Genomic DNA, 12,023 nt, shown 5'->3' with positions numbered 1-12,023 from the left:
TTTGTATTTTCGATGTTGCATTATGTACAACAATTGGGCCCTAAAAAGGCCATTTCTCAACAAAAGGGTTAAAAATGTTGTACGATTTGCAACTTCAATTTGCAAAGTAGCCAAAGGGAGGATGAATTGTTGTAGCAATTACAACATTCTGTATCCACAATAGCCTATCTACCTTCAGAATGTTGCTGAATAACTCTAAGATCGAATTTTGGAGTTAATCTTACCGGTTGTGAGGAGGCATTTTCTCCGAAAAGTTGCACGAACTACAACAACCGCAGCATTATCAGATGAATCGACGTCAAAATTAAATTCCCGATAGATCGTGAGTGAAATCGTATGAACAAACGTATATTAGAGCTGTTCCAAGAATTCCCGGAAGCTTACGTTTCCGGCGAGGAAATCAGCCGACGTCTTAACGTTAGCCGTACCGCGATCTGGAAGCATATCGAAGAGCTTCGATCGGCAGGTTATGAATTTGAAGCTGCGCCTCGTAAAGGGTATCGATTGTTGAGCAAGCCTAATTCATGGCAAGTGAATGAACTGTTGAGCGGATTGAAAACCAAGGTTCTTGGTCAGAAAATTCATGTTTACGGGGAAGTCGAATCTACACAAACCATTGCACACGCTCTCATTGCATCTGGTGCTCCTGAAGGAACGATTGTGCTGGCAGAGGCACAGACAGCGGGAAGAGGCCGAATGGGGCGCACATGGCATTCTCCGGCCGGTAAAGGGATATGGATGAGTCTCGTGTTAAAGCCGCGCATTCCTGTCTATTTTATGCCTCAATTAACGCTGCTTAGCGCCGTGGCGCTATGTCGCTCCATCCAGAAAGTTTGTCAGGTAGACATCGGCATTAAGTGGCCTAATGATCTTCTAATTAAAGGCAAGAAGGTAAGCGGCATCTTACTTGAAAGCAGTGGGGAAGATGAACGGCTCAAGTATGTGATTGCAGGGATTGGTATTAGTGTGAATTTGAAGAGGGAGGATTATCCCGAGGAATTGCGGGATATTGCGACCTCTCTCGCGATTGAATCGGGGGCTGACATCCCAAGAGAAAGTTTGGTACAAGCTTTTCTTTTAGAGTTTGAAGATCTCTATGCGCTTTATATGGAGAAAGGCTTCGCTCCAATCCGCTTGCTGTGGGAGGCTCTTAGTGTAACTTTGAAGCGTCCAATCCGCACGCATACACCTTCTGGTGTCATTGAAGGTATCGCTGATTCGTTGGATGATTCCGGTGCTTTAACGGTAATAACGCAAGCTGGAGAGAAAATAAAGATCTATTCCGGTGATATTGAGCTGAAGTAAAGGTATCAAATGGAAGCAACATTTGGTATAATAGCAAGACAAGGCGGTATCCTTAAAGGAACTGCACTTGCAGCTTGATGGTAGTAGTTTATTTACAAAGGAATAGGACTTGAAACAAGATGTTGGATTCTGCTCTGAGCCTTATGGGACCGAGACAGAGGGATCATTGGATTCTTTCTGCATGCGATCCTTTTAGCTCTTAGCTAAAAGGTTTTTTATTTTATATGAGGAAGCTGGGATAACAATGGAACACCGTAAGCCGCTTACGACAGCTAAGATGAGAAAAATGAAGCAAGATGGCGTTCCCATTACGATGGTAACTGCTTATGATTATCCCTCAGCCCGCTTGGCGGAAGAGGCAGGCATTGATGTTATCCTTGTAGGAGATTCTCTAGGGAATGTCGTACTAGGCTACGATTCAACCCTGCCGGTCACATTGGATGATATGGTTTACCAGACGCGAGCCGCGGTGCGTGGAGCTTCGAATACGTTCATTGTAGCGGATATGCCTTTCTTGACTTACCATGGAAGCTTGGACTCTACATTTCGTGGTGTTGCCCGATTAATGCAAGAGGGTGGAGCAAAGGCGGTTAAGCTGGAAGGCGGAGTTGAGATTGCGGCAACCGTCAAAGCGATCACGGAGGCTGGTGTGCCGGTCGTCGGACATCTGGGTTTAACTCCGCAATCTGTTCATCAACTTGGTGGATTCCGCGTACAAGGGCGAAGTTCCGAACAAGCGGAGAAATTGCTCAGTGATGCTAAAGCACTTGAGGAAGCGGGAGCTTTCGCGGTGGTCTTAGAACTGGTAACTGATGAACTGGCCGAATGGATAACGAAGCAGCTATCGATTCCTACGATTGGAATTGGTTCTGGGGTTCATTGCGATGGCCAGGTGCTTGTTTATCATGATCTTCTCCAGTATGGTTCTGACAGTGCTGCCAGAAAGTTCGTAAAAGCATACGCGAATATAGGGGAAACTATTCGTGCAGGTATTGGGGAGTATGTGAAAGAAGTGAAAGCAAGGACATTCCCTGCGCCAGAGCATACGTTTCATATGGACAACGATGTTGTTGAATACTTGTATGGCGATAAGGAGAAGTGAGAGGCATGGAAGCGATCCAGACAATGGAAGTGATTCATTCAATTGCTGATTTGCGTTCTCGCATAAGGGACTATCGACGCAAGAACGACCAATCTGTTGGGTTTGTACCCACAATGGGCTATTTACACGAAGGTCATGCTAGTTTGCTACGCAAAGCACGTACTCAAAGTGGACTTGTCGTGTTAAGTATTTTTGTTAATCCGCTCCAGTTCGGTCCAGGTGAGGATTTCGAGCGATACCCGCGCAATACGGAGCGGGACTTGCAATTAGCCGAAGCCGCGGGCGTTGACCTTGTGTTCATGCCATCTGTAAGCGAAATGTATCCATCACCGACGCGCACTACGGTCAGTGTGACTGGTCTTACCTCTAGACTTTGCGGAGCATCACGGCCTGGACATTTTGACGGGGTCGCAACTGTCGTTAGCAAGTTGTTTCATATAGTGCAGCCTGATCAAGCCTTTTTTGGCCTTAAGGATGCCCAGCAGGTTGCTGTCATTGAGCAAATGGTGCAAGATCTCAATCTGGGCATCGAGATTGTTCCCTGTCCTATCTTGCGTGAAGCAGACGGGCTGGCCATGAGCTCGCGCAATGTGTATCTTTCTGAAGAAGAGCATAAGCAGGCTTTAGTTCTGTCTCAATCCTTACAAAAAGCAAAGTCATTTGTGGAATCACATTCAACTTTCACACCCCAGGAGCTTGAAGCCTTGGTCAGCCAACATATCACTACTTCACCTTTAGCCGTCATTGACTATGTAGAGGTACTAGCTTATCCGACATTAGAACCCTTTGAAAATAGCCATCATACCGATTCTATGATAATTGCTTTGGCTGTCAAATTCGGCAAAACGCGTTTGATCGATAATTTAATTTTACAAGTAGGGAAGTGACTTCCATGTTTCGAACCATGATGAAAGCTAAAATCCACCGGGCAACTGTTACGGAAGCCAATTTGAATTATATCGGAAGCATTACGATTGATGAGGATTTGATCGATTTAGTTGGTATGCTGCCGAATGAGAAAGTGCAAATTGTGAACAACAATAATGGTGCACGTCTTGAAACTTATATTATTCCTGGGCCGCGCGGCACAGGTGTGATTTGTTTAAATGGGGCGGCAGCTAGGTTAGTTCAAACTGGTGATACGGTTATTATTATTTCTTATGCGATGATGACTGATGAAGAAGCGAAGAAACATCAACCGACGATTGCCATTATGGGTGAAAATAATAAAGTTGAGCAGCTTCTCAAAGAAGAAGAGCATTCCACCATCCTTTAAGAGGGATCACTTCCATGCATGAAATCGGCGCTGTTTACAAAGAATGAGGATAAGCTTTCGAAGCAAAGGTGGGATGCCAAATGTTTAAGCATTTATTTTCCACAATGAACGAGGTTTTGGAAGAAATCCAAAAAGAATATCCGAATAGTGACGTGGAAAAAAAGGCTGAGCTCGACGAACAATTGCAGGTGTTGAAAACGATGAGCGATGAGTTCATCGAGGCGTGGCTGCTTTTTGAGGAGAAGTTGGGAAAGTTTTATGGGGCCGTACCGATGAGTACCCAAACCCTTCATGATGAGCTGATGGATCTAGATGTGACTGGGAAGCAGACGGATGAATTCATGCGGGGCCAGGGATTTTACAAGCTTTATATGTACGATCAAGCGATCAAAGAATTCGAAGTTCTGATTCAAAGACAGCCAGATTTCTTGCTAGCCCGGGTGTATTTAGCGATGGGTCATTTGCGCAAAGGGGAGTTTGGAGAAGCGTACCAACACTTCAAGTTCCTTCTGCCCTTGACCGACAATACCAAGATGAAGGCCATTTCCTACAACGCAATGGGCTGCATTCAAGTGCAAAATCAGAATATGGAAAAAGCCTTTGAATATTTTCAAAAAGCTTATCACACCGATCCTTCTTGCATGGAGCCGCTGATCAATTTGGACGAATCCTAAAACGGAAGCGGCTAACTGGGTATTCCCTTTTCCTAATAAGATTTGGTATGCTAGGAGAAGTGCAGGACGAAAGGATTGAAGATACACGTCATGAAATTTGCAGTTTTGGATTTTGAAACGACAGGAAGTCAGCCTGCGGATGAAATTATTCAGGTTGGACTCGTCATTATAGATCAATTTCAAATTACTCACAGGTATACTTCTCTGGTCAAACCAGGGATAAGTATACCTTCTTCGATTACAACACTTACAGGGATAACGGAAGACATGGTTGCGGATGCTCCCCCACTTGACCAAGTCATGGCGGATATGTTTCCGCTATTGTTTGATTGTGTGCTTGTGGCGCACCATGCGGCTTTTGATTTATCCTTTTTGCAAAAAGGACTAACGAAAACAGGATACCCGCCTTTCTCAGGACGTGTGCTGGATACGATGGATTTGCTGCGTATCTTATTTCCATCAATTTCGAGTCTTCAGCTTAGCATGGTGGCTGGATTGTTCGGTATTGATCATGAAAGGCCACACCAAGCGGATAGCGATGCAGAAGTAACGGCAGCCATATGGATTATTTGTATGGAACGCTTGCTAGGGCTGCCGCTTCTTACAGTTCAACGCTTGCAGCATATTTTCGAAAACGGCAACAGCGATTTGGGTTGGTTCCTCGATGAAATATGTGTATACAAAGAGTCTATAACCAGTGTGGATATGGATACGAATCGATATTTCCGTCAATTTACACTTAATGTCACCGATTGGGGCGATGAGGAAGATACGCGCAGCGACGCCGATGCGGATGGTTTAGGTTCTTCCTTTACGGAGTTTCATCAAGGTTTGAAAACAGCCTTACGTGAAAAATTCGAGATCTTTGAAGACCGTGAATCCCAAGAGCAGATGATCCGGGAAGTTGAAAAGTCACTAAGGGCTGATCAGCATTTGATGATTGAAGCGGGAACAGGGACAGGGAAATCGCTAGGGTATTTAATACCATCCATTTATTATGGCATCAAGTATGAGAAGAAAGTGATTGTCTCTACGCACACGATTAACTTACAAGAACAGCTCCGTGAGCGGGACATTCCTCTCTTGAAGGAGATTTTCCCTATCCCTTTCAAAGCTGCTGTACTTAAAGGCAGAAGTCATTACTTATGCCTGCGTAAATTCGAGACAAAGCTAACAACACGTGATTACGAGAATGGCAAGGAAGATCCGATCACGGCAGCGCAGATGGTTGTATGGCTTAGTGAGACGGAGCATGGAGATGAAGAGGAGCTGCATTTTGGCAATAAGGGTGCGCAGTTCTGGTATTCGGTTGCAAGTGACACTGATTCTTGTTTGAATCGCATGTGCCCTTGGTACAAGAAATGCTTCTATCATCGCGCTCGTAATGATGCCAATACGGCCGATGTAATTATTACGAACCATTCCCTCCTTTTCACGGATATGAAGGCTGAGAACCGCCTTCTACCGGCTTACAAGCACCTTGTCATTGATGAGGCGCATCACTTTGAAGAAGTGGCCAGTAAGCATCTTGGAATTGAGCTGCATTCTTCCGCATTTTATCATTCGTTGCTATGGCTATATAAAGATAATCGAAGCGGCCAATTACCGATGTTGCGGTTTCGATTGCAGAAATCGGATGAGCAGCAGGAACGCGCGGCCGCTTGGAGTCAAACTATCGATGGGCTCTTTCCCAAAATCGTGCAAATCAAAGAGGATTGGGATCGGCTTAGTGAAGCGCTCTATGAGCTGTTATCTTCTAGGAGCGATCCTTCGCAATCGGAAAACTCACAATACGTACTGCGGATGAAGCCCGAAACGCTTCCACCCGAATGGCGAGAGCTTTTGATCATGGAAGACAATATTTATTTGAATGCGAATGATTTACTGCGCACGCTTGATAAATTGTTAAATGAAGTGAAGGACATGCAGGAAGTTTTTGGAGTCCAAGGTTTAGTCACTGATTTGAATGGCACGGTAAAGGAGCTATACAACCATCGAGATGCCCTGCACTTTTTTATGAAAATGGCTGATGAGGGTTATGTGTATTGGATGGAAGCGGGCACCTATGCCAAATCGAAGTCACTGCAGCTCGTATCGGTGCCTACGGATGTAAGTGGTTTGCTGCAGCAGCATTTCTTTGAGACCAAAGACAGTATTATCCTGACCTCCGCGACGTTGTCTGTTAATAAATCTTTTCAATATTCAGCGGATCAATTAGGGTTAGTTATCCCTGAGGATGAAGAATCGGGCAAGCTGAAAACTGTTCAATTGCCATCTCCTTTTAATTATAGAGAACAAGCTCTCGTCGTCATTCCGCGGAACTTCCCAACAATCAAAGGTGCCGGTGATCCTATTTTTATCAACGCACTTATTGAGTCGCTCAGTGATGTTGCGCGAATTACCAAAGGACGAATGTTGATTTTGTGCACTTCGAATCGTATGCTTAAGCAAATTTATGCCGGCATGAAGGATCTCTTGAAGCCACATGGAATTACCGTGCTCGGGCAGGGGGTCGACAGCGGTAATCGGAGTAAACTGACCCGGATGTTCCAAGATAACAAAATGTGTGTCCTTCTGGGCACCAGCTCGTTCTGGGAGGGTGTCGATATTCCAGGAGATGCGTTAAGTTGTCTTGCTATTATAAGATTGCCGTTTCAACCGCCAAATCACCCTCTTGTTGAGGCTAAGTGTGAAAATATTAAGAAGCGCAACGAGAATCCATTTATGAAATTTTCTGTGCCGCAGGCTGTCATTCGATTTAAGCAGGGCTTTGGCCGACTTGTTAGACGTGCATCCGATAAAGGCATCGTTATCATCTATGATACTCGTGTCATTGATACGTATTATGGCAAGCACTTCCTTTATTCATTGCCTGGTCCGAAGATTGAGCATATGACGACCGAGCAAATGTTACCTAGGATTGAAGAGTGGATGGGGGAGGCATAGCGTTGAAAACACAAAAAATATCGGAAGCCGTCGTTCGGAGGCTGCCCATTTATTTACGCTTTCTGAATGAACTTGCAATGAAAAATGTCTCGACGGTATCTTCGCAGGATTTGGGTCAAAAGCTCGATCTGAATCCGGCACAGATTCGCAAGGATTTGGCTTATTTCGGGGAATTTGGCAAAAAGGGAATCGGCTACGACATTGCTTACTTGATTGAGAAGATTAGACAGATCCTGAAGCTGGATCGACATATTCAAGTTGCTCTTGTTGGAGCGGGTAACCTAGGCCGCGCTTTATGCAATTATAATACTTACTTACGGAATGATATGAAAATTGTCGCCGTTTTTGATGCAATGCCAAGCAAGGCAGGGGAGTCGATTAACAATTTAGTTGTTCAACCGATGCATGAGATGAAGAAGGTTCTATCTGAATTAGGCGTTCGTATCGGCATCATTACCGTTCCTGCGAACGAAGCTCAAAATGTAGCCAATCAATTCGTAGACTGCGGGATCGAAGCGATATTGAATTTTGCTCCGGTCATTATTAAAGTTCCTCCTGAGGTGCGTGTACATCATGCGGATTTTACAACAGAATTGCAAAGTTTAGCTTATTATTTGGATTAGAAAGCCACATCCAGCTTTCAAGCTTTCGTGACAGTAGATGGGCTATAGGTTTAAGATGTTCAATTGCGAATAGGGATTAAAGAACAATTGTGGATTCATATAAAAAAAGGAGCTAAGCACATACAAGCCGCTTAGCTCCTTTTTCATTCGAATTTTTAAACAATTGGATCTGTCCCACACATCTATAATGTTACTCTTGAGACAGCCTATTTATTTTTAGAATATGAGTCTGAACAGCACGAAGTAAATCGAGAATGCGAGCGCGATGCTGATTGGAATCGTAATAATCCAAGTGATTAACATGCGGCCAACCGTGCCCCATTGAACTTCATGGAAGCGCATGACACTGCCTGTCCCGATAATCGCGGAGGAAATAACATGCGTCGTTGATAATGGTTTACCCAAGTGTGTAGAGAATTGAATAACGAGTGATGACGTTAAGTCCGATGCAAAGCCATTAATCGGCTCGATTTTAACAATCTTACCAGAAACGGTTTTAATAATTCGCCATCCACCGATGGATGTTCCAAGTCCCATTGCTAAAGCGGCAGCAATTTTCACCCACAGCGGCACTTCCAAATCTGTTTGAACACCAGCTGCGACTAAACCAAACACGATAATGCCCATTGCTTTTTGTGCGTCGTTTCCACCGTGGGAGTATGAGAGTAATCCCGCAGATAAAATTTGCAAGGTACGGAACACGCGATTTAGCTTTGATCTTGATGTATTCCCCGACCATATTACAATGTACTTGATTAAGATCATAATTAGGTAACCAAGGGCGAAAGCGATAATAGGCGATAAAAGCAAAATGATAATAATTTGAGTAAAACCACCCCAATTCACCGCATGAACCCCAGCGCCAGCAATGACAGCTCCAGCTAGAGAACCAAGGAGTGTATGAGAAGAAGATGAGGGAATGGACAGATACCATGTCAACAAGTTCCAGATAATAGCTGCAAGTAAGGCAGCTATGACGATTTCAACCCCGTTTTCAATTTTGGCAGGATTGGCTATGCTTCCTCCAACGGTTTTGGCAACCTTAGAGGAAACCATGGCTCCGACAAAGTTGAGTGTGGCAGCCATAATGATGGCAACACGCGGGCTCAAGGCACGCGTGGAAATGGAAGTTGCAATAGCATTAGCCGTATCGTGAAATCCATTAATGAAATCAAAAAGTAAGGCAAGCACAACGATGACGATTAAATAAGTTAACATGATTTCCTCCTAAGAGTTTTCCATTTGGAAAACTATCTTCGTACACATAAGACACGATTGTGCCTTATGAATAGCGAAGTACAACGCTATCAAGGATATTGGCTACATCTTCACAAGCATCTGTTGTTTCTTCCAAACGCTCATAAATTTCTTTTAACTTAAAATCTTCGTAGAGGTCTTTACGTGTGATGAAAATTTGGCGAATTCCTTCGCGCATCAAACGGTCTCCGTCATTCTCGAGGGAATTAATAGCAACCGTATGCTCAGGAATTTGCATATATTTTTTCTTCGCTAGAAGCTTGAACGCATCTAGCATATGCTGGCAAGAGTCTACAATGACAGCCGAAAACTCTTTCATATAAGAATCTGTATGGGATACAGAAAGATAGTCGAAACGAGCAATTGTAGCTTCAATACCATCTGTTACGTCATCCACTTTGGAGGCTAGAACCATAATATCTTCACGATCAATCGGAGTAATAAATACTTTGTTTAAACCTTTGAAAATTTCGTGAGTAATGGAATCGCCTGCATGCTCTAAATCGTTGATGGCTTTTACATACTCAATCGGCGGTTTATCACCCATCATAGCTGTGCGAAATAGTTGAGCAGTTTGCAATGCGTTCTCTGCAGCACGGATGAGAAGTTGTAAGAAATCAACTTCATTCTTTTTCGTGAATAACGTTGTCATATAATCCTCCTATATTTTACTATATGTACTAAGTTTTGATCGAATATATAAGATAAACAGACCAAATGGTTGAAAAAACTCACAAAGTTAAAAGTATCATAACAATTGCTTCGAAAGCAACGAAAATTCCGTGACATTTAACAATTTCTTAACATCTCTTAGCTTCCTTGATTTTACAAGCCCGAAGATGTAAAGTTTAAAAAGCAATGTCATTAATAGAATGAGCATAGAGAGGGTTTTTTAGTATGAAAAAAACATTAATTATGAACGGTATTTTTATCTCAAATAATGAAGCGAAATCGTCCATCAAAGGCTGTATGGTTATACAGGGCAGCCAAATTACATACATCGGTGAGGAAATACCTGAACCTCGGGAAAATTATGACGAAGTGATTGACGGCACGAACAAGCTTTATATGCCTGGTCTTGTGAATACGCATGGTCACGCAGCGATGTCGCTTTTACGCGGATACGGAGACGATCTTGCTCTCCAAATTTGGTTAGAAGAGAAAATGTGGCCGATGGAAGCCAAATTCAGCGCCCAAGATGTGAAATGGGGGACGCAGTTATCTATTCTAGAAATGATTAAAGGCGGTACGACGACTTTTGTAGATATGTATGACCATATGAACGAAGTTGCTAAGTCCGTTGAAGAGTCAGGTATGCGCGGTGTTCTGACCCGAGGAATTATTGGTCTTTGTCCACCGGAAGTACAAGATGCTAAATTGAAAGAAGCCACCGAGTTCGCAAAAAACTGGCATGGCGGTGCGAATGGAAGAATCACAACCATGATGTCTCCACATGCACCCTATACATGTCCACCTGACTTTATAGAGCGGATTGTTCAAGTGGCTCATGATTTAAACCTGCCCATTCATACCCATATGTCGGAGACAAGCCGTGAAGTCCAAGGAAATGTTGATCAATACGGTTTGAGACCCGTTGCACATTTAGAAAAGCATGGCGTATTCAGCAGACCGACGCTCATCGCGCATGGTGTTCACCTTACTGATGAAGAAATCAGTATCATTAAGCAATATGATGTTCGTATTTCCCATAACCCAGGAAGCAATCTGAAGCTTGCGAGCGGTGTTGCCCGAGTTCCTGAACTTCTTCGTGCAGGTGTGAAGGTTTCGCTTGGAACGGACGGAGCGGCCTCCAATAATAACTTGGATATGTTCGAAGAAATGAGACTTGCCGCGCTGATTCACAAAGGTGTTTCTGGCGATCCTCTAGCTGTGCCTGCTGCAGAAGCGCTTCTAATGGGAACAAAAATGGGTGCAGAATCAGTATGGTTAGACAATGTAGGCCTCCTTCAAGCGGGCATGAAGGCAGACTTTATCGCACTGGATATTGACCAACCTCATTTCCTTCCGAAAACGGACTTCGTGTCCCATATTATTTACTCCGCATGTGCAAAAGATGTAGTTGATGTGTGTGTAGACGGAAATTGGATTGTTCGCAAGGGTGAATGTTTAACACTTGATGAAGAAAAAATTAAGCGTGAGTTTGAACAATGCTTTGATAAGCTCATTGGCTAAGTGATTTCCTTGTAAGTTCGTCTGGGGAGGTGAGCTTGCGTTCATGAATGCAAAGCGAACAAGGATCATAACGTTCGGTGTATTTATTATTTTGACACTAGGTGTAGTGCTTAGCCGCTTTTATTTAAATGTTCAAAATGAGCACTGGGACAATAAGCGCAAAGCGGTAGAAATAGCATATGAGAAAAGTATTATGACGAAAGCTACCAAGGTGGATTTCTTCTATGGAGATGAGCCACTTCAAATCGTTTATGGTGAAGATAAGTTGGGTCAAGGCGTCATTGTTTGGGTTTCTGACAAAGGTATACATGCTGAGATGACAGCTGAAGCGTTCACCGAGACGCAAGTTCGAGAAACTATGTTTAAAAAAGCTCCAGAGATTGAAATAGAACGTGTTCTGCCAGGTAAGCTTGGTAACGATTATGTCTGGGAAGTCTTTTATAAAAAGAAAGAAAACAGCGCTACACGTTATTTCTATGATTATTACAAATTCAAAGATGGACTCTATATGGACACGTATCGGCTCAGCCTGCATTAGGCTGAGTTTTGTTGTTTCCACTCATTTCATAAGGCTATTGTATATATAGCGTGATATACTCATCGTATAGCAATCGAGGCAACAAAATACGAAATAGAAAGGGGGACGT

11 protein-coding genes are annotated in these 12,023 nt (G+C 43.6%); 9 read left to right on the top strand and 2 right to left on the bottom strand.

The window, feature by feature from the left end; translation table 11 throughout:
* Positions 1-336 precede the first annotated feature (336 nt).
* From ASD40_RS02570 to ASD40_RS02540, 7 genes are all read left to right on the top strand, one after another.
* Positions 337-1,305, top strand: a complete 969-nt coding sequence (locus ASD40_RS02570) for a biotin--[acetyl-CoA-carboxylase] ligase (protein ID WP_057301777.1) — start codon at positions 337-339, stop codon at positions 1,303-1,305.
* A gap of 244 nt (positions 1,306-1,549) precedes the next feature.
* Positions 1,550-2,407 (top strand): 3-methyl-2-oxobutanoate hydroxymethyltransferase, encoded by an 858-nt coding sequence (gene panB, locus ASD40_RS02565; RefSeq protein WP_057301776.1) that lies wholly within the window; start codon positions 1,550-1,552, stop codon positions 2,405-2,407.
* Between the two features lie 23 nt (positions 2,408-2,430).
* Positions 2,431-3,294: a pantoate--beta-alanine ligase gene (gene panC / locus ASD40_RS02560; protein ID WP_057301858.1), complete on the top strand. Its 864-nt coding sequence runs from the start codon at positions 2,431-2,433 to the stop codon at positions 3,292-3,294.
* A gap of 5 nt (positions 3,295-3,299) precedes the next feature.
* Positions 3,300-3,683 carry an aspartate 1-decarboxylase gene (gene panD, locus ASD40_RS02555; protein WP_057301775.1) on the top strand — a complete coding sequence of 128 codons (384 nt, stop codon included), beginning with the start codon at positions 3,300-3,302 and terminating at the stop codon, positions 3,681-3,683.
* Between the two features lie 80 nt (positions 3,684-3,763).
* Positions 3,764-4,357, top strand: a complete 594-nt coding sequence (locus ASD40_RS02550; RefSeq protein ID WP_057301774.1) for a tetratricopeptide repeat protein — start codon at positions 3,764-3,766, stop codon at positions 4,355-4,357.
* 90 nt (positions 4,358-4,447) lie between these two features.
* A complete protein-coding gene (gene dinG, locus ASD40_RS02545; protein WP_057301773.1) occupies positions 4,448-7,303 on the top strand; it encodes an ATP-dependent DNA helicase DinG in 2,856 nt (951 codons plus the stop codon).
* A 2-nt stretch (positions 7,304-7,305) separates the two neighbouring features.
* Entirely contained in the window at positions 7,306-7,926 is a 621-nt protein-coding gene (locus tag ASD40_RS02540; RefSeq protein ID WP_057301772.1) for a redox-sensing transcriptional repressor Rex, read from the top strand.
* 216 nt (positions 7,927-8,142) lie between these two features.
* Here the strand turns inward: ASD40_RS02540 and ASD40_RS02535 are convergent, their stop codons facing one another.
* On the bottom strand, positions 8,143-9,144 hold the full coding sequence (locus ASD40_RS02535) for an inorganic phosphate transporter (protein WP_057301771.1): 1,002 nt from the start codon (positions 9,142-9,144) through the stop codon (positions 8,143-8,145).
* 64 nt (positions 9,145-9,208) lie between these two features.
* Positions 9,209-9,835, bottom strand: a complete 627-nt coding sequence (locus ASD40_RS02530; RefSeq protein ID WP_057301770.1) for a DUF47 domain-containing protein — start codon at positions 9,833-9,835, stop codon at positions 9,209-9,211.
* A gap of 245 nt (positions 9,836-10,080) precedes the next feature.
* Between ASD40_RS02530 and ASD40_RS02525 the strand changes: the two genes are divergently transcribed.
* Positions 10,081-11,376: an amidohydrolase gene (locus ASD40_RS02525; RefSeq protein WP_057301769.1), complete on the top strand. Its 1,296-nt coding sequence runs from the start codon at positions 10,081-10,083 to the stop codon at positions 11,374-11,376.
* 43 nt (positions 11,377-11,419) lie between these two features.
* On the top strand, positions 11,420-11,914 hold the full coding sequence (locus ASD40_RS02520) for a cell wall elongation regulator TseB-like domain-containing protein (RefSeq protein ID WP_057301768.1): 495 nt from the start codon (positions 11,420-11,422) through the stop codon (positions 11,912-11,914).
* Positions 11,915-12,023 lie beyond the last annotated feature (109 nt).

Origin of the sequence: Paenibacillus sp. Root444D2 (assembly GCF_001426375.1) — a bacterium.
Taxonomy (GTDB): domain Bacteria; phylum Bacillota; class Bacilli; order Paenibacillales; family NBRC-103111; genus Paenibacillus_E.
The sequence above is the reverse complement of the archived record's forward strand: the minus strand, read 5'-3'. Positions and strand labels throughout refer to the sequence as shown.